Source organism: Rhizobium sp. BR 317, from assembly GCF_047445835.1.
Classification (GTDB): Bacteria; Pseudomonadota; Alphaproteobacteria; order Rhizobiales; family Rhizobiaceae; genus Rhizobium; species Rhizobium paranaense.
The window spans coordinates 226,652-247,383 of the sequence record NZ_JARWLB010000009.1 but is presented as its reverse complement, the minus strand read 5'-3'; the positions used below and the strand labels follow the sequence as shown (position 1 = coordinate 247,383).

The 20,732-nt window shown below is 60.2% G+C and carries 23 protein-coding genes; 9 read left to right on the top strand and 14 right to left on the bottom strand.

Annotated features, from left to right (window positions below):
* Window positions 1-34: 34 nt before the first annotated feature.
* The 8 genes from QD357_RS16955 to QD357_RS16920 form a co-directional block, all read right to left on the bottom strand.
* Window positions 35-2,023, bottom strand: a complete 1,989-nt coding sequence (locus QD357_RS16955) for a heme lyase CcmF/NrfE family subunit (protein WP_183937647.1) — start codon at window positions 2,021-2,023, stop codon at window positions 35-37.
* Window positions 2,020-2,469, bottom strand: a complete 450-nt coding sequence (gene ccmE / locus QD357_RS16950; protein WP_183937645.1) for a cytochrome c maturation protein CcmE — start codon at window positions 2,467-2,469, stop codon at window positions 2,020-2,022. Before ccmE ends, QD357_RS16955 begins: the two co-directional genes overlap by 4 nt.
* Entirely contained in the window at window positions 2,466-3,617 is a 1,152-nt protein-coding gene (ccmI, locus tag QD357_RS16945) for a c-type cytochrome biogenesis protein CcmI (RefSeq protein WP_183937643.1), read from the bottom strand. Before ccmI ends, ccmE begins: the two co-directional genes overlap by 4 nt.
* A gap of 96 nt (window positions 3,618-3,713) precedes the next feature.
* Window positions 3,714-4,142 (bottom strand): hypothetical protein, encoded by a 429-nt coding sequence (locus QD357_RS16940; RefSeq protein ID WP_183937641.1) that lies wholly within the window; start codon window positions 4,140-4,142, stop codon window positions 3,714-3,716.
* A gap of 91 nt (window positions 4,143-4,233) precedes the next feature.
* Window positions 4,234-5,631: a sensor histidine kinase gene (locus QD357_RS16935; RefSeq protein ID WP_183937639.1), complete on the bottom strand. Its 1,398-nt coding sequence runs from the start codon at window positions 5,629-5,631 to the stop codon at window positions 4,234-4,236.
* Window positions 5,621-6,292 (bottom strand): response regulator transcription factor, encoded by a 672-nt coding sequence (locus QD357_RS16930; RefSeq protein ID WP_028750821.1) that lies wholly within the window; start codon window positions 6,290-6,292, stop codon window positions 5,621-5,623. The genes QD357_RS16935 and QD357_RS16930 overlap by 11 nt, the downstream gene beginning before the upstream one ends.
* Window positions 6,293-6,428: 136 nt before the next feature.
* Entirely contained in the window at window positions 6,429-6,677 is a 249-nt protein-coding gene (locus QD357_RS16925) for a hypothetical protein (protein WP_133706776.1), read from the bottom strand.
* A 532-nt stretch (window positions 6,678-7,209) separates the two neighbouring features.
* Window positions 7,210-7,518 carry a Dabb family protein gene (locus QD357_RS16920; RefSeq protein ID WP_183937637.1) on the bottom strand — a complete coding sequence of 103 codons (309 nt, stop codon included), beginning with the start codon at window positions 7,516-7,518 and terminating at the stop codon, window positions 7,210-7,212.
* Window positions 7,519-7,700: 182 nt separating this feature from the next.
* Here QD357_RS16920 and QD357_RS16915 point away from each other — a divergent pair, with 182 nt between their 5' ends.
* Window positions 7,701-8,030, top strand: coding sequence for an MmcQ/YjbR family DNA-binding protein (locus tag QD357_RS16915; protein ID WP_183937635.1), 330 nt, complete (start codon window positions 7,701-7,703; stop codon window positions 8,028-8,030).
* On the opposite strand, the gene QD357_RS16910 is transcribed toward QD357_RS16915, so the two are convergent.
* The gene (locus tag QD357_RS16910; protein WP_183937671.1) at window positions 8,008-8,493 is read right to left on the bottom strand and encodes a YcgN family cysteine cluster protein; all 486 of its coding nucleotides are present in this window, start codon (window positions 8,491-8,493) and stop codon (window positions 8,008-8,010) included. The genes QD357_RS16915 and QD357_RS16910 overlap by 23 nt on opposite strands.
* 268 nt (window positions 8,494-8,761) lie before the next feature.
* Between QD357_RS16910 and QD357_RS16905 the strand changes: the two genes are divergently transcribed.
* From QD357_RS16905 to QD357_RS16895, 3 genes are all read left to right on the top strand, one after another.
* Window positions 8,762-10,957, top strand: a complete 2,196-nt coding sequence (locus QD357_RS16905) for a PBP1A family penicillin-binding protein (RefSeq protein WP_183937633.1) — start codon at window positions 8,762-8,764, stop codon at window positions 10,955-10,957.
* A gap of 160 nt (window positions 10,958-11,117) precedes the next feature.
* Window positions 11,118-11,705 (top strand): DUF1214 domain-containing protein, encoded by a 588-nt coding sequence (locus tag QD357_RS16900; protein WP_183937631.1) that lies wholly within the window; start codon window positions 11,118-11,120, stop codon window positions 11,703-11,705.
* On the top strand, window positions 11,698-12,246 hold the full coding sequence (locus QD357_RS16895) for a DUF1254 domain-containing protein (RefSeq protein ID WP_183937629.1): 549 nt from the start codon (window positions 11,698-11,700) through the stop codon (window positions 12,244-12,246). Before QD357_RS16900 ends, QD357_RS16895 begins: the two co-directional genes overlap by 8 nt.
* 135 nt (window positions 12,247-12,381) lie before the next feature.
* On the opposite strand, the gene QD357_RS16890 is transcribed toward QD357_RS16895, so the two are convergent.
* Window positions 12,382-12,549, bottom strand: a complete 168-nt coding sequence (locus QD357_RS16890; protein ID WP_183937627.1) for a hypothetical protein — start codon at window positions 12,547-12,549, stop codon at window positions 12,382-12,384.
* A 534-nt stretch (window positions 12,550-13,083) separates the two neighbouring features.
* On the opposite strand from QD357_RS16890, the gene QD357_RS16885 reads away from it, so the two are divergent.
* The 3 genes from QD357_RS16885 (at window position 13,084) to QD357_RS16875 (ending at window position 15,401) form a co-directional block, all read left to right on the top strand.
* On the top strand, window positions 13,084-13,290 hold the full coding sequence (locus QD357_RS16885) for a hypothetical protein (protein ID WP_183937625.1): 207 nt from the start codon (window positions 13,084-13,086) through the stop codon (window positions 13,288-13,290).
* Window positions 13,291-13,765: 475 nt separating this feature from the next.
* A complete protein-coding gene (locus QD357_RS16880) occupies window positions 13,766-14,779 on the top strand; it encodes a DUF2336 domain-containing protein (protein ID WP_183937623.1) in 1,014 nt (337 codons plus the stop codon).
* Window positions 14,780-14,879: 100 nt separating this feature from the next.
* Complete coding sequence (locus QD357_RS16875; protein ID WP_183937621.1) at window positions 14,880-15,401, top strand: GFA family protein; 522 nt, start codon at window positions 14,880-14,882, stop codon at window positions 15,399-15,401.
* Here QD357_RS16875 and QD357_RS16870 read toward each other — a convergent pair.
* From QD357_RS16870 to QD357_RS16860, 3 genes are read right to left on the bottom strand one after another with little or no spacing between them, the layout of a single operon-like run.
* Window positions 15,398-15,757, bottom strand: coding sequence for a DUF1491 family protein (locus QD357_RS16870; RefSeq protein ID WP_183937619.1), 360 nt, complete (start codon window positions 15,755-15,757; stop codon window positions 15,398-15,400). The two genes, QD357_RS16875 and QD357_RS16870, sit on opposite strands and share 4 nt — an antisense overlap.
* A gap of 47 nt (window positions 15,758-15,804) precedes the next feature.
* Window positions 15,805-16,845: a peptidoglycan-binding protein gene (locus QD357_RS16865; RefSeq protein WP_183937617.1), complete on the bottom strand. Its 1,041-nt coding sequence runs from the start codon at window positions 16,843-16,845 to the stop codon at window positions 15,805-15,807.
* Complete coding sequence (locus tag QD357_RS16860) at window positions 16,817-18,370, bottom strand: ATP-binding protein (RefSeq protein ID WP_183937615.1); 1,554 nt, start codon at window positions 18,368-18,370, stop codon at window positions 16,817-16,819. The genes QD357_RS16865 and QD357_RS16860 overlap by 29 nt, the downstream gene beginning before the upstream one ends.
* Window positions 18,371-18,819: 449 nt before the next feature.
* Here QD357_RS16860 and QD357_RS16855 point away from each other — a divergent pair, with 449 nt between their 5' ends.
* Both QD357_RS16855 and QD357_RS16850 read left to right on the top strand, forming a co-directional pair.
* Window positions 18,820-19,296, top strand: coding sequence for a DUF5330 domain-containing protein (locus QD357_RS16855; protein WP_183937613.1), 477 nt, complete (start codon window positions 18,820-18,822; stop codon window positions 19,294-19,296).
* 139 nt (window positions 19,297-19,435) lie between these two features.
* On the top strand, window positions 19,436-19,858 hold the full coding sequence (locus tag QD357_RS16850) for a SufE family protein (protein ID WP_183937611.1): 423 nt from the start codon (window positions 19,436-19,438) through the stop codon (window positions 19,856-19,858).
* Between the two features lie 159 nt (window positions 19,859-20,017).
* Here the strand turns inward: QD357_RS16850 and QD357_RS16845 are convergent, their stop codons facing one another.
* On the bottom strand, window positions 20,018-20,449 hold the full coding sequence (locus QD357_RS16845) for a MucR family transcriptional regulator (protein WP_104822432.1): 432 nt from the start codon (window positions 20,447-20,449) through the stop codon (window positions 20,018-20,020).
* Window positions 20,450-20,732: the final 283 nt, after the last annotated feature.

Sequence of the window (20,732 nt, the reverse complement as noted above, 5' to 3'; positions counted from 1 at the left end):
AGGAGCAATGCCAGAGCCAGGAACAAACGTCTGATCATTCCGCCGGCTCCATCGCCGGACGGGCCGGCTTTGCTTTGCGGCTTGGTGCGCCGATGCGCAGACGGCGGTCGCTGAGCGAGACGAAGCCGCCGAGCGCCATGACGATGGCGCCGCCCCAGATGCAGATGATGAACGGTTTCCACCAGAGCCGCACCACCATGCCGCCATCCTGGATGGGATCACCAAGCGAAACGTAAAGCTGGCTGAGGCCCAGCGTCAGAATGCCGGCCTCGGTCGTGGCGGTGCGGCCGGCGGTGAACAGCCGCTTGGCCGACGAGACATTGGCAACGGCAACACCGCCGCGGCTGACCGTGAACTGGGCGCGATCCTCGGTGTAGTTCGGCCCGACCCCCGGCTGAATGCCATCGAAGCGCAGCGTATAGCCGCCGATCTCGGCCGTGCCGCCCGGCTTCATCTCGGTGATGTTTTCCAACTGGAATGTCGTGACCGCGACGATGCCGAGCACGGTGATGCCAAGCCCGGCATGGGCAAGCGCCGTTCCGAAGGCCGAACGCGGCAGGCCGATCAGCCGCCGCCAGGCGACGTTCCCAGCCACCTTGCCGATCCCGGCGCGATACCAGAGATCGGTGAGCGCGCCGAAGAGCAGGAAGAAGCCGGCAGCCAGGCCGAAGACGGCCAGCACCGGTCCGCCATGGCGGATGTAGAACAGGGCAAGGCCGGCGACCAGGGCCAGGCCGGCGGCGACATAGAGCCGCTGCAGCACGCCAAGCAGATCGCCGCGCTTCCAGGCCAGCAGCGGCCCGAAGGGAACCGCAATCAGGATCGGCGTCATCAGCAGCCCGAAGGTCATGTTGAAGAACGGCGGCCCGACGGAAATCTTGTCGCCGGTCAGCGTCTCCAAGGCCAGCGGATATAACGTGCCCGTCAGCACCGTGCCGCAGGCAACCGTCAGGATGAGGTTGTTCAGCACCAGCGATCCCTCACGCGAGATCGGCGCAAACAACCCGCCGGCGGCAAGCCGCGGGGCGCGGAAGGCAAACAGCGCCAGGGAGCCGCCGATGAAGAGCAACAGGATGCACAGGATGAAGATGCCGCGGGTCGGATCGCTGGCAAAGGAATGCACCGAGGTCAGCACGCCGGAGCGCACCAGGAAGGTGCCGAGCAGCGACAAGGAGAAGGTGAGGATCGCCAGCAGCACCGTCCAGATCTTCAAGGCATCGCGCTTCTCCATCACCAGCGCCGAATGCAGCAGCGCCGTGCCGGCAAGCCAGGGCATGAAGGAGGCGTTCTCCACCGGGTCCCAGAACCACCAGCCGCCCCAGCCGAGTTCGTAATAGGCCCAATAGGAGCCCATGGCGATGCCGAGCGTCAGAAAGGTCCAGGCCGCCAGCGTCCAGGGGCGAACCCAGCGCGCCCAGGCGGCATCGATGCGGCCTTCGAGCAAGGCGGCAACCGCAAAGGAGAAACAGACGGAGAAACCGACATAACCGAGATAAAGCAGCGGCGGATGGATCGCCAGGCCGATATCCTGCAGCACCGGATTGAGGTCCTTGCCCTCGGCCGGCGCCGGATTGAGACGGAGAAACGGATTGGAGGTCAAAAGGATGAAGATCAGAAAGGCGGCCGAGATCCACGACTGCACGGCCAGCACATTGGCGCGCAGCGTATCCGGCAGATTGCGCCCGAACAGCGCCACCAGGGCACTGAACAGCGCCAGGATCAGCAGCCAGAGCATCATCGATCCCTCGTGATTGCCCCAGACGCCGGAGAGCTTGAAGATCAGCGGCATCAGCGAATGGGAGTTCTCCCAGACATTCAGCACGGAAAAGTCCGAGACGACATAGGCATAGGTCAAGACGCCGAAGGAAAAGGCAACCAGCGCAAACAGCACGATGGCGCCGACCGGGGCGATGTCCATCATCGACACTTCGCCGCGCCTTGCACCGATCACCGGCAGGATCGAGACGATGATCGCGGTCGCAAGCGCCAGCACCAGCGCATAATGTCCGAGCTCGATGATCATTGGCTTTTGTCCTCGCCCTTCCAAACGCCGTCCGCCTTCAGCTTGTCGGCGACCTGCTTCGGCATATAGCGCTCATCATGCTTGGCAAGGACGCTGTCGGCGACGAAGACGTTGCTGCCCGCCTCGAACCTGCCTTCGGTGACCACGCCCTGCCCCTCGCGGAAGAGATCCGGCAGGATGCCATTATAGGTGACCTTGATCGCATCGGTGCCGTCGGTGACGGCAAATTGCACCTGCGTCCCCTGGCCGCGCACCAGGCTGCCCTCACCGACGAGGCCGCCGAGGCGGATCAGCGTGCCGGCGCTGACCGGGGTCTTGGCGAGGTCGGCCGGCATATAGAAATAGGCGACCGACTGGCTGAAGGCGAAGAGCACGAGCAGCACGGCGGCGGCGATAAAACCCATGCCGCCGGCAATGACGGCCAGACGTTTCTGCTTGCGGGTCATTGCTGCGTCACCTCCGTCGGCAGTCCCAGCGTCTTGGCCAGCGCCAGAAGCTGCTTGCCTTCGTCGCCATCGGCGGGGAAGGTCGCAAGGCCGCGCTTCAGCGCATCGAGCGCGCGCTCCTTGTCGTTCAGCACGGCATAGGAGCGGATCAGCCGCATCCAGCCTTCGAAATTCTTCGGGTCTTCCTTCAGCTTGGCGTCAAGGCTGTCGACCATGCCGCGGATCATCTGCTGACGATCGCCCGCGTTCATGGCATTAGCGGCGGCCACCTGATCGGCCGTCGGATTGCCGGGTGTTTTGGCATCGGCCGAGCCTGCCGCCGTCCCATCGGCCGCGCCGCCATTCTTGGCGATATGGTCGTTGACGGCCATCATCCACGGCGCCTCTGGCGGCGATTGCTGTGCCAGCGCCTCGAAGGCCGCCTTCGCATCCGCCGCCTTGCCGTCCTGCTCCAGGGCAAGCGCCAGGTAGAAGAGCGCACGGGGGTTGTTCGCATCGAGAGCAAGGGATTGCTGCAATGAACTGCGCGCCTCCGCCGTCACGATGCCGTCGGCCTTCATGATCAGAATTTCGCCGAGGTTGCCAAGCCGCTCCGCATTGGGGCCGAGTAGGCGGATGACATTCCGATAGGCGAGTTCCGCGTCGCCGATGCGGTTGGTCTTCAGGTAGATCGGTGCAAGCACTTCCCAACCCTTGCCATCATCCGGATTCTGCGCCAGATGCCGCTCGACCTTGACGATCGAGATGGCGAGATCATTGCCGGGATGGTCAAGACGCGCTTGCAGCGGCTGCGACGGCAGGCCGGGATCGCCCTTCACGAGATAGAGACAGAGACAGATGATCGGCAGCAGGATGATGATGAAAGCCTGGGAAAAGTAGTGGCCCCGCGCCGGCGTTTTTGCGGCACCCGGTACATCACTCGAAACGGCCAAAAGGCGGCGGCCGATTTCGGCGCGGGCATAGCCGGCCTCTTCCGGGGAAATCAGGCCGCCCGCGAGATCACGGTCCAGCTCCCGAAGTTGATCGCGATAGACGGCAGCTTCGCCGGCACGACCGTCGGCAACCACCTTTGCTCCACGCAAAAGGGGATAGAGCAGGACGGCACCGACAACGGCCGTCAGAACGGCCACGAGAATCCAGAACAGCATAGACGCCCAATACTTTAACGGGGCGCTTATTCCAACCGTGAAAGCCCCGCTGACGAAGATTTGAGGCGTTTAGCCGCGATTTCCAGCGCGCGGACTTTAATTCAGCGGCGTCCAGGTACCATCGTCGTTGCGGCAGGCAGCGCCCCTCGCCTGGGTCGGCTTGTCGTCGACCGTAATGGTATGGGTATATTGGCGGCAATTTTGCGAGCCGACCTGATAGGGAGCGGCGGCCACGACCTGGCCGCTGACATTCTTGCCGATCCAGGCGACGGGTTGACCGAGCGGTGCCGTTTCCAGGGCACGATATTCTGCTTCCAGCGCCCGTTGCATATCATTGTCGCTGAGCTTGATGCCGGTGCGGCCGACAATGCCACCCTCCAAGGCCGTGATATAGCGCGCCGAGGCCGCCGGTTTACCGGACGACGAAAAAAAGCTCCCGCCTTTGCCGCTCGTGGTCGAGCAGCCGGAAAGGGCGGTGGCGGCAACGAGGGACGGAGCAATCAGAAAAAAAGTACGAAGCTTCATACAACCGAACCAGTATCAACGAGTACAACTATAGGTACTGCAATGTGGCATCACCGTGGCGCCCCAAGTCTTTCTGGCATCATGCCTCGCATCACGCAACATCCTTTGTTACCCCCGGTAGAATTAGGCTGGCGCGAAGTCCACCCCAGGAACCGCGGGACAGCTCGAACCGTCCCTGATATTCATTGGTGATCTCGCTGACGATCGACAGACCGAGACCCGTGCCCGGCTTGCTTTCGTCCAGCCGGCGACCGCGCTTCATCGCCTCGCGGATCTGATCCGGCTCCAGGCCAGGCCCATCATCCTCAACCACCAGTTCCACCCAGTGGCGCCGCGCCGGATCGATGCCCTTCACCTCGGCCGGTGCCTCGTTGGCGGCGACGCGCACCTTGCGTTCGGCAAAACGCGCGGCGTTTTCCAGGAGATTGCCGACCGTTTCCTCCAGATCCTGCTGCTCCATGGCGAGCGACAGGTGCGGCGAAACGGAAAGCTCGAATTCCTTATCGGCATTGAGCCGCCGCATGACGCGCACCAGCCGCTCCAGCGCCGGCTCCGCGTCGGTGCGGGCAAGCACGGATTCGCGCTGCGCAGCGATGCGGGCACGATTGAGATAGGATTGCACCTGCCCCTGCATGACCTCGGCCTGGTTTTTGACGAGGTCGCCATGCGAACGTTCCAGCACGCGGGATTCGTTCAACAAAACCGCGATCGGCGTCTTCAGCGAATGGGCAAGGTTGCCGACCTGCATGCGCGCCCGTTCCACGATACGACGGTTGCTGTCGATCAGCGCATTGACCTCATTGGCAAGCGGCAGGATTTCGCGCGGGAAATCCCCATGCAGTCGCTCGCTCTCGCCGGCGCGGATGCGCTCCAGCGCCGCGCGCGCCTTATCGAGCGGCATCAGGCCGTAGAGAATGGCCAGCGCGTTGACGATGAGGCTGCCGACGCCGAAGCCGACAAGAGCGAAATAGAGGCTGTGGGAGAAGTTGCGGACATCGTCCTCCACCACGGCGATGTTGCCGGTGACGCGGAAGCGCGCGGCGCGTCCGTCGGTATCGAGCACGACCTCGGTCTCGGCCACCTGCACCTGGTTTCCGAAGGCGTCGGTGACGATATAATAGCGCTCGTAATTCTTGTCGAAAGGCGCTTCCAGAACCGAAAGAACCGGCAGGCTCGATGCGCCGAGCGAGGGCGAAACCAGTGGCGTCGCCGTGTAGGTGCCAAGCGGTTCGACCATCCAGTACCAGCCGGTCTTCGGCTGGGCAAAACGTAGATCGCCAAGCTGCGGACTGCCCGACAGCGCGCCCTGGTCACCGATCGTCACGGAGTTGATGACGTTATAGAGCTGCGCTCTCAGCAGGTCCTGAAACCCGCGTTCGGCGCTCTTGCGATAGATATTGGAGATGACGAGGCCGATCACCACCAGCGCTACGGCGGACCAGAGTGTGGTCAACAGCAAAACGCGGGCGGTGAGTGACTTAATTCGCATTGGTCGGCGCTTGGATACGATAGCCGAGACCCCGTACTGTTTCGATCAAATCGACGCCCATCTTCTTGCGCAGACGGCCGACGAAAACTTCAATCGTATTGGAATCGCGGTCGAAATCCTGATCGTACATATGCTCGACCAGTTCCGTACGCGAGACGACTTCGCCCTTGTGATGCATGAGATAGGCAAGCAGCCTGTATTCGTGCGAGGTGAGCTTCAGCGGCTTGCCGTCGACGGTAGCCTTCGAGCTCTTGGTATCGAGGCGGACTGGGCCGCAGATGATTTCAGACGAGGAATGGCCGGCGGCGCGGCGGATCAACGCCCGGATGCGGGCCAGCACCTCTTCTACGTGAAACGGCTTGGCGACGTAGTCATCGGCACCCGCATCGATTCCGGCGACCTTGTCGCTCCAGCGGTCGCGGGCCGTCAGGATCAGTACCGGCATTCCCCGGCCTGCACCACGCCATTTTTCCAGTACGGTGATCCCGTCCATTTCCGGCAGGCCGATATCGAGAATGATGGCGTCATAGGGCTCGGTTTCACCGAGGAAATGCCCCTCCTCGCCGTCGAAGGCGGTATCGACCACATAGCCTGCCTCTTTCAAAGCTTCGGCAAGCTGCCGATTCAAATTGACGTCGTCTTCGACTATAAGAATGCGCATCTTTCGATCCAATTTCCCCGGTTCGAGAAATAGTACTGCAAATAAGGCCAGGGTGGAATCGCTCGGCCATAAAGATTTTAAGTGAGATTCAAAGCGTTAGAGAGTCCTTTGTGCATCGGTGTGAAAGTGTTTCCACCTACATCGGCACCTTCATGGTCACCTTGCGCGGCCGCTGGCCATTGCCCTGGACGAGAACGGTGATGACACAGCTATCGCCTGAGGGCTGCGCGGAAAGGAGCTGCCCTCCCGTCTTTGCAACCACTTCGGCGGCGGCCTCGCTGCAGTCGCTGTTCGCACGCGCCACCAGGGTCGGCGTCGGCGTCGGCAGAACAGCCGAGCCCGCCATGACGGCGGCCGCTGCTGCTATGCTCAGAAATGATGCCATGCTCGAGACTTCCCACGGGGACATTAACTTGAGCAAATATTTACCCAAACGCGTCTGAATGGCAAATGAATGGGGCGTAATTTTCCACGCGCAGAACGTGCGAGCGGACGTCCATTCCCTTTAAGTCTTTGTGTTCATTTGACCTGCCAGCGGCGATCTCAGCGATGTGACGGCAACGGCTCGTCAAACGCTCCAATCTCAGCCGCCGAAGCGCGTCGAAGGCGCGCACGACAAAAAGTCAGTCATTTTTAATCTATCTTGATTATCATCAACGCATAAGCTCGCCATGAGCGGCGATGCTCTATTGGCCAATGCAACCGGCCTTCAAGTGTTTTGCGCACGTAAAACACGGCGGTTTTCTTGAGTCTTTTGAATCGCTTCGCGCCATGTTTTCGAGCGCTAAGTCCAATCCGTGAAAAATTGATTCAGAAACTTCGCGCGATGAATCCGGATGCGGCGAACTTGATTCCGCGAGACTGTCCAGGCTCTTGAAAAGATTGACGAATAGCCATCCCTTCCGCGAAGGATCTTACTAGATTGGCTTCCGCACCGCGGTCGTGCTCTCATAGTCCGCCGCAATCCGCATTTCGCGCAATGGGCGGACGCGTTCGATGGAAAGCTGATAGTTCGGATGGGCCTTATAGGCCGCCAAGGCCGCTTCATCGTCGAATTCGCCATAGACCACAAGGTCGACATCAGTGCCGAGCTGATCGGTCTTTACATTCGTTCCGATCTCCAGCAGGCGCGCGTGCGGAATGGCCGTCAGGATCGACAGGCCGGACCGGACAGCTTCGAGATTGGCGCGATCGGGAACGGTGAAGAAGACGATATGACGGATCACTGCGGAGGCTCCCATGCATTGGCGAAGGCACCGCGCGATATCATGCGTACTCGGTTATTTCAACGAGGAGCCGGTCCCAGCGGGGCGGCCGTTTCGTCGCACGAGGTAGAGAGAGAGAGAGAGAGAGAGAGAGAGAGGCGGATGGCTACAGCGCACTCCGCTCCCATGCTAGTCTCTGGACCATGACCGACGAAGACCTCATTTCCCTTGCGCACGGCCTGCCGGAAACGGCGGAGAGCTCGCATTTTGGAAACCGGGATTTTCGCGTTCGCGGGAAAATTTATCTGACGCTTCCGAGCGCGGAATTCTGCGTTGTCAAGCTGACGCCCGACCAGCAGCAGATGGTGCTGGCAACCGTACCGGAACATATTCTCGCCGTGCCGGGCGCCTGGGGGCTCAAGGGCTGGACACGGCTTTTGCACCATATGCTGGATGACGGCACGATGCGCGCGCTCGTCCGGCAAGGCTGGCGAAACGTGGCGCCGAAAACTATGGCTTTGCCGGAGGACTAGCTTCCATATCGTCTTCCACCGTCAACGGCCAGTCGACGATAAAGTCTTCGAAATCATCGAGATCGACATCGTTTTCGCTGACCGTGCGGCCGCGTGCGGAGACGCGGGCTATATGAACCGTTTCCGGATCGCCCGATATCAGCGGATGCCACCAATAGAGGTCGCGCCCCTCATTGACGAGGCGATAGGCGCAAGTGGGCGGCAGCCATTCCAGCTCCGGAACTTTTTCGGGCGTCAGTTGCACGCAATCGGGCACGAAATCCCAACGGTTCGGGTAGCTGGTGCAGCGACAGCTTTCGCCGTCCATCAGCTTGCAGCGGATCGAGGTAAAATAGACATCACCCGAATCCCACTCCTCGATCTTGTTGAGACAACAGAGACCACAGCCATCACACAGGCTTTCCCATTCGGGCGTGGTCATCTCCGTCAGCGTCTTGGTTTTCCAGAAAGGTATGTCGTCCATCTCGTCGTCCTCGCCGCTCGCGAGGGAAATGCGGGCTGCGGCATGCATGTCTCTTGTTCTTTTCCCTAAATCAACCAATTATTCAATTCGCGCCTCTATGAGAGGATAGGCTTTGCGTGTCCTTCTGCATAATTCCTTACAATCGGAACCGATTTAAGGATAAAATTATGCAGCAGATTTAAAGTGCTACAGCGACCTTTACGCGTCACATGTGATGCGCGGCGCTGTAGGGGAAGCGCGATGCGGCATTGTGGTCGGGAAGTAGAGCGTGGAAGACCCATCCAACCCAGAGAACGGGCCAGAGACCAAGCCCGATGCACAGCCGGAAGGCCAAGCGAAGCAGCGGCCGCGCCGGAAGCGGCATTTTTTCCTGCGTATCGATTCCTGGATCGACTCTACCCTATGGAACGCAGGCTTTCGCCTCGCGGAACTCTGGGAAGATATCACCATTTTCTTCCGACGGTTCCGCACCCGCGGCTGGAAGCGCATCCTGTTCGAACTGCTTGGCGAAGGGCTGACGCTCGGCACCGCCGGTTCCATCGTCATGCTCGTGCTCGCAGCGCCGGCTTTCGAAGCCACGCAAGGGGACTGGCGCAACCGCGGCAATTTCGCCGTCACCTTCCTCGATCGCTACGGCAATGTCGTCGGCCATCGCGGCATCATTCATGAGAATTCGGTGCCGGTGGACCAATTGCCGGACTATTTCATCAAGGCGGTTCTCGCGACCGAAGACCGCCGCTTCTTCGACCACTTCGGTATCGACGTCTTCGGCCTGTTCCGGGCACTGACCGTCAATGCGCAAGCTGGCGGCGTTGTTCAGGGTGGCTCGACGCTGACGCAACAGCTCGCCAAGAACATCTTCCTCAGCAACGAGCGCTCAATCGACCGCAAGATCAAGGAAGCCTTCCTCGCGATCTGGCTGGAGGCCAATCTTTCCAAGAAGCAGATCCTGAGTCTCTATCTTGATCGCACCTATATGGGCGGCGGAACCTTCGGTGCGGCCGCGGCAGCACAATTCTATTTCGGCAAGAGCATCAGCGACGTCAACCTGGCCGAGGCGGCGATGCTGGCGGGTCTGTTCAAGGCGCCGGCGAAATATGCGCCGCATGTCAACCTGCCGGCTGCACGCGCCCGCGCCAACGATGTCCTCACCAACCTCGTGCAAAGCGGTCTGATGACCGAGGGGCAAGTCATCGCCGCCAGGCGCAATCCCGCCTCCGTCGTCGATCGTGCTCAGATCGAATCCCCGGACTTCTTCCTCGATTGGGCCTTCGACGAGGTGCAGCGGCTGGCTGTCCATTTCCCCGAGCGTTCGCTGATCGTCCGCACGACCATCGACATGGGCCTGCAGAAGGCTGCGGAGGATTCGATCGAATCCAGCCTGATGGAATACGGCGAGCGCTATCACGCCAGCCAGGGCGCGAGCGTCATGATCGAAAACGGCGGCGCGGTGCGCGCCATGGTCGGCGGCCGGGACTACGGCGAAAGCCAGTTCAACCGTGCCACCAAGGCACTGCGCCAGCCGGGGTCGTCCTTCAAGATCTACACCTATTCCGTCGCGATGGAGAGCGGCATGACGCCGACATCGACCATCGTCGACGCGCCGATCACCTGGGGCAACTGGAGCCCGCACAACTACGAAAACCGTTATGAAGGCAAGGTGACGCTGACCCAGGCGATCGCACAGTCGATCAACACCATTCCCGTGCGCCTTGCCAAGGAGAAATTCGGCATCCAGCCGATCCGCGACATGGCGAAGAACTTGGGCGTGGAAACCCCGATCCGCAACGACAAGACCATTCCGATCGGCACTTCGGAAGTGACCGTACTCGATCAGGCAACGGCCTATTCCGTATTCCCGGCTGACGGCATGCAGTCGCGCCGCCACGGCGTCGCGCAGATCATGGGCTATGACGGCAAGGTGCTCTACGATTTCAGTCGCGATGAGCCGCCGGCCAAACGGGTGCTCTCCGAAAAAGCCAATTCTTACATGAACCAGATGCTAACCCAGATTCCGATCATCGGTACCGGGCGCAAGGCAGCCCTCGAGCGCGGCATCGTCGTCGGCGGCAAGACTGGCACGACGCAAGCCTATCGCGATGCCTGGTTCATCGGCTTCACCGGCAATTACACCTGCGCTGTCTGGTTCGGCAACGACGACTATACTTCGACCAACAACATGACGGGCGGCACGCTGCCGGCGATGACCTTCAAGAAGATCATGGACTATGCCCACCAGGGCATCGTGCTGAAACCGATCCCCGGCATCGACAATCCCTTCCCGGTGCAAAAGCCGCAGACCGTGGCCGCCAAGAAAGCTGCGACGCCCGACGACAATCCCCTGCCCCCGCTCATCCGGCCGCGCTCGCTGTCGGTGGATTCCACGAAAATCCTGCGCGATATCGGCGAGAAGCTGAAGGCGGCAGCGCCGCCTGCCGCGCAGAAAATGGCAGCGGCGGAGTGAAATTGGGCTGCCCGCGGCTTTATGCTCGCCAAGTCCGAACCGACCTCTTGTTACCGCTGCTTTTGGTGCGGCAAGTCCGCTAAACAACCGCCTGCACTTCCCCCGCCCGTCAGAATCAGGGATAAATCGCCCTCTGATTGGTCACGAGGACGATCTTAGAGTGTTCCGGGTTCCCTTTCTTGTCGCGCTTTCACTGGTGATCGCCTTTGGCGGGGGAATCCTGTTCACGCTTTTTGCGCTGGATGCGACCTCGGGTTTCGGTGCGATCAAGCTCGGCGCCTGGCAGGCATTTCCCGAAATGCACACGGCCGACGCCGATCCTTACGCGAAATCGCATCGCGCCCGCGCCGGACGATTGCTTTATGGCACCGCGGAGGGGCTGGTGTTCACCGCCTCCGACGACGATGCCGGCGCGCGGCTGACGGCGGGATGCAGCTATCGCATCTCGGGCCAGACGCCGCCGGCGCGGCTGTGGACGCTGTTCATCGCAGGCGATGACGGCGAGCCGCTCAGCGAATCCACCGATCGGCCGTCTGCGCTCAATTCCTGGATCGTGCTGCGCAATCCGGATTCGAGCTTCTCCATTACCGTTTCACCGGACGCACAAGCGGGTAATTGGCTGGCGCTGCCCGCTTCCGGCAACTTCCGCCTGGTGTGGACGCTCTTCGATTCGCCTGCGGCCGGCAATTCCGGCCTTATCGATCTATCCATGCCGAAGCTCCAGAAAATCGGGTGCGGCCATGTTTAGGGTCGTCTTCACCATTCTGACAGGCCTGCTTGGCGCTACACTCCTGCACGTCATCATCATCCTCTCCCTGCCGCATTTTTCCGACCGCGACGCCTATACCCGCGTCGAGGATGAGGGCGATGAAAACCACTTCTATATGCTTGATTACAAGGATGACGATGCGGGGCTTTCCAACAGCGATCCCTACATCCGCACGGCTGTCTGCGCCTTCGATATCGAGACTCAGCCGATCCGGCTGACGGCCAAGGGAAAGGTGCCCTTCTGGTCGCTGTCGGTCTATGATGCCGCATCGAACGAGGTTTTCAGCATGAGCGACCGCACCTCGGTCGGCGGCGTGCTGGATTTGCTGCTCGCCTCGCCGATCCAGCTCACGGGTATCCGCAAGGCCTTGCCGCCGTCGCTCGCGCAATCGATCCTGGTCGAGGCGCCGCGCGCGCAGGGCTATGTCGTGCTGCGCACAATGGCGCCCCAGGCGAGCTTTGATGACGCCGCCCGAAGCTTCCTGTCGGAAGCCGGATGCGATGTGTTTGATGGACGCTAAGATTTAGTTGCAAAGCTCAAGGCCGAGCCCGGTAAGAGCCGGCAAGTGGCTCGCACGCGTATCGTGGCTCGGGCCACAGTACCGAAACCGCCCAGGCGGGGTCGCGCCGGCGCATCTCGCCGGCACTCTGCCGAACTACTTGCCCTTCGCCCGCTTCGATCCCGTTCCGGGACGATGGGAGCTGACGTCGAGGCGTTCGTAACGCACGCCGGTGAACAGAAGAATCTTCGCCTCGACCGGCTCCTTCTGAGCCCGTAGCGGCAAGCGCGATCTTCGATCCAAAAGGGATATGATCTCTGCCATTCTCGTCTCCATTTACGGCCCGAGACGGATGAAGCGACTAATTTCATCCTGCCCGCTATTCCAAAGCGGGCTAGCGTTCCCCAAAGTCTTCGCCGCCTCCTGCGGCTATGACAAAAGGGCATTCACGCCATTCTCACGGCATTCCCCAGACACCGTGACATGGACGCCCAACTGTGGCGGCCATGCGAATAATCATGCGACTAAACTCTGCAAATCGCCGTTATCACCCGAATTGAGACATACTGTAGTTAACAGAATGCTAATCATCGCCGCGCCTCGCTTCGGCATTTCCTCTGCTCTCGCGGCACCGTGATCATCTAACGCTGAGAAGACGGATTTGGTTTCATATGCGATGTAAAAATCTCTGGAATCATTTGAGCCGTAAAACATTGCAGAATCATAGTTTTAGACAAACAAAGGCCATTATTCGCAAAAAGCCGCGCAACCCGTGCGTTGCAGAAAAGTGTCACGCAAATATTATTTGCTGCAGCAAAAATTTAACGTATTGTAGAGGGCGAAATTTGAGGGCGGGCAATGTCAGTGACGACCAATTCCTTCTTTTCTCCGGAGGACGTTATCGTGCTGCGCGGCGCGTTGGATAAATGGTGCCTGGAAAAGCGCATCGATATCAAAAGCACCGAGGCGCAGTTCGCGGCAACGGCGGCGATCGGCCTTTTTCAATCCGGCTACAATACCTCGGAAAGACTGCTAGCCGCCTTGCGGGAGCATAAGGGGCTCTGAGCCTTTGATGCTGCGAGCAAAGCTCTGAGAACTCCCCTCTTCAACGAAAATCGGCCTCAGACTGTCGAGTCCATCCACGGGGCAACCTCCCTACGCCTATGGCAAACCGACGAATCCCCTATAAGTTGAGCGCAACCTTCAGCGGATGGCGGCGAAGCAGTTTTCGTCAGGGTTGAATGCCCGCAAACGCAGACAGTCCGGCGAAAATTCGCTCGCTACCTTGGCGCAAGCTTAACGCGCAATTTTTATTTGGATTTTAATAAAGTCTTCACCAACCGTTAACTCTGCGCCCCTTACTCTTCCGAAAAAGCCAGATCAGGACGACCGTGTCCACGCCCGTTTCGATAGCCATAGCTGATTGCGCCCGCGAGAACCAAAGCGCGATCCGGCTCGGCCAAAGAAAGAGGCAGCGCCGCATGGATTTGCCGATCCGGTTCCCGTCTTTTTTGTTTTGCGTATCAGTATGGGTGTTGGCGTGCGTGACCGGTTTCGAGATCTCGAAGAGCCTGCGACAGTCCGCAAGAAAGACGTGGTTCTGATGGCGACGGTCACCAGTTTCGAAGGCCTGAAACATCCGTCGAAATCTGAGCTTCGCCAGTTTGCCGAACTCTTCACGCCTGTCTTCCAGGCCTCATCCGAGGAAGCAAAACGTCAGGCCGTCGCCGCACTCTCACAATGCGCGACCGTGCCGCCGCCCGTCTCCCTTTTCATCGGCTGCCAGCCGATCGCCATTGCCGCTCCGTTTTTGACGAGTTCGCAGGCAATCGACGACGATACGCTGATCACCATCGCCCGCACACAGGGTGCCGCGCATGCGAAAGCGATCGTCCGCCGGCCGTCGCTATCTCCGAAAGTCATCGACGCCCTTGTCAGCCTGCACCAGGCTGAGCCGGAACGCGGCATGACCCTATCGGCTTCCTCAGTGGCCGCTCCGGCCCCGCAGCCGGAACCGAGCGCCGTCGATGTCGAGGCCGAGCGTCTCGCCCGTGAAGAAGCCCTGCGACAGAAGATCAAGCAGGTCGCCCGCCATCTCGCCCGAGACAATAACGACCGTCTGGGCCTTCGCAGTCTTTCCGATGTGCAGGAAGCATTGCTGGTGCGTTTCGCCCGTGAACGCGAGGCCCAGCAATTTGCCGCCACGCTTGCCGACGCGCTTTCCTCCAGCCGCTGGCTTGCCGAGCGCATCATGATCGATACATCAGGCCAGCAACTGGCGGTGACGCTGACCAGCCTTGGCATGGGCTTTGCCGATGCCGTGTATGCGCTGGAGCGCTTCTATCCGCATCTGGCCGAACAGCATGGCACCGTCAGCCGCGCCTGGTTGGTGCTCGACAGCATCGATGCGGAGGAAAGTCAGGCCCGTGTCGAGGCCTGGCGCCGCGCCGACCGCTATACCTATCTGCCGCCGGAACAGAAGCCTGCAGCGCCACTTTTTGGCCCCAAGGCAAGTCAGATCCGCGAATTGCGTGTGGTCAGCCGGTCACGGTGACATAGTCGTTCGCCAGTTCTTGGCGTGTCGCCTCTTCCCATTGCGTGGTAGCATTGCAGTCTGATCGCCAGCCTGCCGACCTCTCCACGCGGATAGCGACATGACCCGTGATACGACTGCCCATTCATTGACCGGTGGCTGCCAATGCGGCGCCATTCGCTTTGCCTGCGACCTTCCCCCTCAAAACGTGCATGTGTGCCATTGCCGGATGTGCCAGAAAGCGGTCGGCGGTCCGTTTGCCGTCATCTGCCCTGTCATGAAGACGGCGTTTCGGGTGACGCGGGGCACGCTTTCCTGGTTTCACAGTTCCGCCATGGCGCGACGCGGTTTCTGCAAGGATTGCGGCACGCCGATGATTTTCGAATATCCGGAATTCGAAGACATAGGCATTCTCGCGGGAACCTTCGACCAGCCCGATGGGGTGCCGCCGGTTGTTCAATATGGCAATGAGAGCCGGGTCTCCTGGTATTCCAGCTTGCATGAACTCCCGGGAGATCATTCGACCTACGCGGTCGATCCGAATGGATACCTGCCCCGCATCATCGCGTCGAACCGGCAGCATCCCGACCATGACACCAACGAATGGCCGCCGGGAACAGGCTCAAAGGACCGCCTACCCTAAAGCTTGTCGCGATCTTTCAGATTCGCCAGCGGCACGATGTCGGCGATATCATCGGTCTCCAGCTCGATGATCCAGAGATCGGGGTCGAATTTCAGCTCACGGTCCAGCGTCTGCCTGATATCTTCCGCTTCCTTGCGATCCAAGCGGACTTCGAACAGGCGCGTCCCGCTCTCCTCTTCATCGAAGAAGCTTTGCGGAGCGGGGGCATAGAGTGTTTCCAGCCCGTCGCGAAAACGCTGGCGGATGAAGATCGCTCCGGCCTCCTCCGCCCCCTTGTGCTCCACGGCGGCGAAATCGCCACGGGCAAAAAGACGGCGGGTCAAGGCGGAAACGAAGATGTCGCTGCGCAATCTCATGGCTGAGCTATAGCGAGCGGTTGGAAGCGAAGCAATCAAGGGAAGGATTAAAGCGCGCCGATGTCCTGCAGTTTCTTCAGGACCGCCAAGTCGGGCTCGCCGGTTTCCGGCAGTCGGTAGTGCTTCTGGAAACGGCGGATGGCGGCCTTCGTCTGTTCGCCGGCAACGCCGTCGACGCTGACATTGCTGTAGGCGATGTTGCTAAGGCCCTTCTGGATCTGCATCACCATGTTGACGGTATTGACCGCGTCGCTTGGCGCGCTTCTGGGCGCGGCACCCGGCCGGATATCCTTCTCCGCACTCTGAATGGCTGCGGCGACGGGATCGATGGCGGAAGCTTTGGCGGAAACATTGATAGGCCGCTCCGCCGGGACAGCCGCAACGCCCGTTTTGGCGGGGGCGTGGGTGCCGGCGTCACTGGCCTTTAACGCGGCCAGCAGATCCGGGCTTGCTACGCCGGTCTGCGCCAGGCCGGACGCTTCCTGAAAGAACAGAATGGCGGCAGTCGTGCGCGATCCGACGACACCGTCGGCGGCGCCGTCATAAAGGCCGTGGCGGATCAGTTCGGCCTGCACGTCGGCAACCAGCTTCGATGGGGCCGTTGTGGCCGCAGCCGGCGCTTGTGTTGCCGACAGGCTGGCGGTTTGAGCGGGTGCGCTGGGCGAAGCGGCATTCGCCGCCGTCGCATCCTGCCGCTCGATGCGGAATGTGGTGACATTGCCGGTATCGGCCTGCTGCGCATGCAGGAAGGGCTTGCGGCCGGGGATCTGATAGGGGGAGTTGGGGTCACGCGTGCGCAGCAATGGCGACGGGTGCGTGCCCGACTGATACCAGAGCGCATTGGCAGTCACGAAACCAAAGACCGCGAAAAAGATTGCGATACCGGCGGCGACTGCCGGATGCCGGCCGACAACACCGCCGCATAAGGTGGCTAAGGCACCGACGCCACGCACGCCGAGGCCGCCCAGCGCGCCAGCACCGCGCAGGCCAAGGCTGCCAACGGCAACCGCCCCCCGGGAAGCAAGGCCGGGCTGCTTGCGCTTGCCCCGGCCCTTTCCCTTAGGCGATTTTCGCTTTTGCGGGGCCATTCACCTCTTCCTCTTTGCGCTTCTCGCTCATCTCCAGATTATGTTTCAGACGTGGCGGAAAATCGACCGTGCGGTTGACATCCACAGGCTGTTGAACCGTCACGGCGCCGGAGCCGTCAAACGGGATAAGGATCGTGATAACAGTGCCCTCGCCGGGCGCGCTGGCAATGGCGAAACTGCCGCCATGGAGCGCCACCAGCCCCTTGACCAGCGACAGGCCAAGCCCGGTGCCCGCGTAGCGGCGGGTATAATCATTCTGAATCTGTACGAAAGGCTGGCCGAGCGAGGCGAGCCGCTCGGTAGCGATGCCGATGCCGGTGTCGCTGACCGAGAGCTTCAGCATCCCATCGGTCATTGCCGCATCGATGGTGACCGCGCCGCCCGCATCGGTGAACTTGATGGCGTTGCCGACGAGGTTGATGAGTATCTGCTGTATGGCGCGCTGGTCGGCGACGATCTCGCCGAGACCGCGCTGCACCCGGCTCGTCAACGTCAACCCCTTTTCCTTTGCCTGCAGAGCCAGCATCGCTTCGCAAGCGCCGATGGAGGCTTCGATAGGGAAAGGCTCGAGCAGAAGTTCGTAGCGGCCGGCCTCGATCTTGCTCATGTCGAGCATGGTGTTGACCACCGAGAGCAGGTGCGCGCCCGACTGGCGGATCAGGCCGACATATTCGCGCTGGCGATTGTTCTCGAGCTTGCCGAAATATTCGCCGCTGAGGATATCGGAAAAACCGAGGATGGCATTGAGCGGCGTGCGCAGCTCGTGGCTGACGGCGGCCAGGAAGCGCGACTTGGCGTCATTGGCCGATTCCGCTTCTGCCGCCTTGCGGGCAGCCTGCTCGCGAAGCTGCTGATCATAGGAAATGTCACGCGACTGGGTGACGATCCCGGTCAACCGGCCCTCGCTGTCGCGTCGCGCACTCAGTTCCATGCGGATATGGACAAACTGGTCGTTGCCCTCGACAACGGCCGAACGTTCCAGGCGCAAATCGACGCCGAGGGCTTCACTGCCCTGACGAAGCTTGTCGACCGCCTGCAGAAACAGGATGCGGTCGGAGACATGCACTTGCTCGACAAAACCGCGGCCGGAGGGATCGCGCATCCAGCTCAGGAATTCGGAACGATCGCGACCGCCAACAGCGGTGACGCTGCCCTGCGGATCGAACAGGAGCACAAGACCAGAAGCTGCTTCCAGCATCAGATCGCGATGCTCGACGACAACGGCCTCGACCGGCAGGGATGCGGGACGCAGGCGCGATAGAGCAATGCTGCCGACGGCGGAAAAGAGAAATCCAGCGCAGACGGTGGCGACGCCAACCGGCAGAGCCACGGCGGGGCTGGTAATAAAGGAGAGCCCTGCGGGAACGACGACAAGTGCCACAGAAGAGGCGAGCGCGAGCCGGCGCAGGATCGCCAACTCCGGTTCACGGACCTCACCGTTCCCGCTTGTCCGGGAGAGCCAGCTTCCGCCTGCCCGGTCCACGAGGGCTCCAGCCCTGCCAACAATGTTACTCAATACGCGCACACCAAAACCCGTACAAACGGTCTGTTATTCAACCGCACAATAGGCCTTTGCGACTTAAGGAAACAATAAAGGACGGGTGCGCGGATCCGTCGAAAAAGCCCGAAAATCTCGTTTTGACGCACATCGCGAGACCTTTGGTTTTTGTGGTTAACAGCGGGTAAGCAGCGGATTTTATTTAGATTTCCGTCACACGTTAACCTTTATGCGGAGGCCGGCGCCCGCAAGGCCCGGGATATCAGGCAGATCGGCCGAGACATACTTAACAGCAATCGCTACAATTCGACATAAATACGCGTGAAATGCCGATTGCTACAATTTGAATCAAATTTGCCGAAAATGCATCCAAGTTTTGAAAAGCGGTGTTGTCCTCTGTCGAATAGGGTCTGAGCACATCAGAAAAACGAATTCGATCGGCAGCAAGACCGAACGAAATAGAGGATGGCAAGACAATGTGGTTTCTCATTAGAGCAGGGTTCTGGTTTTCACTGGTTCTCATGTTCCTGCCGATCTTCGCGAAGCCCGAGGGTGCGCCACGATCGGCGGACGAACCGAAGGTACAGGTTTCCGATGCCTTCTCGGCCGCAAGCGGCGTCATGCAATATGTCGGCGCCATGTGCACGGAGAAACCCGATGTCTGCCTGAAAGGCGGCGAAACGCTGACCGCACTCGGCTACCAAGCCCGTGACGGCGCCCGCGTCGCCTATGATCTCCTCGGCCAGCACTTTAAGGACGACAAGTCCGGCGAACAGGCGGCCGCCAGCCAGGCTGCGTCCGCCCCCGCCGTCAATCGTGAACAGGCTGTTGCCGTGGCACAGCCCATGCCCGCCAAGCGCACGCTCAACACCGAGACTGCCGATGCGGTCGTCACCGGCACCGTCAGGCTGCCGTCTTATATTCCGGTACCGCTGCCGAAGCCGCGCACCTGATATCCGCTTCCATCGATGACTATGCCTCCCCTTTATGCGCCGTGAGCCTGCCATCGCTCACGGCGTTCTTTTTTGTCATGGGTTCAAATCATCGGCCTTTTCACCTATATCCAAGCAAATAGACAATTGGACTGGCATGATGGCAACGCTTGAACAGATCATTGACGATTTCTCCTTCCTGGATGACTGGGAGGACCGCTATCGCTATGTGATCGAGCTGGGCAAAGCGCTGCCGGATCTACCTGAAGAGAAACGGACACTGGAAAACAAGGTGCAGGGCTGCGCCAGCCAGGTCTGGTTGGTGACCCATGCTGCGGGCGATCCGGAAAATCCTGTCCTGACCTTTGAAGGTGATTCGGATGCGCATATCGTGCGCGGGCTGGTGGCGATCGTGCTCACCACCTATTCCGGTAAGCAGGCGTCCGAGATCGCAGCACTCGATGCTCTCGACGTCTTCGGCAAGATCGGCCTCGTCGAACATCTTTCGTCACAGCGCGCCAATGGATTGCGCTCGATGATCAAACGTATCCGCGAAGAGGCGATAATACGCGCCGCGGCATAGATTGAGCCACATTGCCGATACGAAAAAACCCGGCTCGAAAGCCGGGTTTTTTGTCGATGGCATCGTTGGTTCAGGAACTTAGAGCGCTTCACCGCTCTATCCTATTGTTTTTACGCAATTCCGGACGGAAAACCGCTATGCACTTTTCCTGGAATTGCTCTAGCGGCTACCGCGCTTGCGGCGCTGGCCAAGGCCCATTTCCTTCGCGAGGCGCGAGCGGGCTTCGGCGTAGGCAGGCGCAACCATCGGGTAATCAGCCGCCAAATCCCACTTCTCACGATATTCTTCAGGCGAAAGACTGTGATGAGTCATCAGGTGGCGCTTCAACGACTTGAAGCTGCCGCCGCATTCAAGGCAGGTGATCTGATCATCCTGTACCGATTTACGAACGGATACGGCCGGCTTCTGCTTTTCAACCACGGTAACGGCAGGAGCCGGCGCCGAGGTGTTGCTCAAGGCGGAATGTACGTCGGAAATCAGATTCGGAAGGTCGCTGACCGGGACTACATGATTGCTGACATAAGCCGCCACGATGTCGGCGGTTAGCTCAACCAGCAAATCCTGGCCATTGCCAAGGGCCGTATCTGTCATTTTGTTCTCCTGTTCATCGGCTTGCCTACTGCGTTACGCCCCCCTGTGGAGCACGTTAAAACACAGCATTGCTTTACAAGTTGCGCACAATCATCGAAAACCGCCCTGATTTTCAAAGTGCATGCGCTGGACACACCGCGCGAACGGCATGGCCATATTCGTAGCAGCCAGCAAAAAAACGGGGCATTTCATGCCAATTTGCCCGCAATACGAAATCCACCCCTAGACTTCGTGCAACGAAACCCGTTTTTATACCGCCTGACGATAGAATCAGTGATGACGG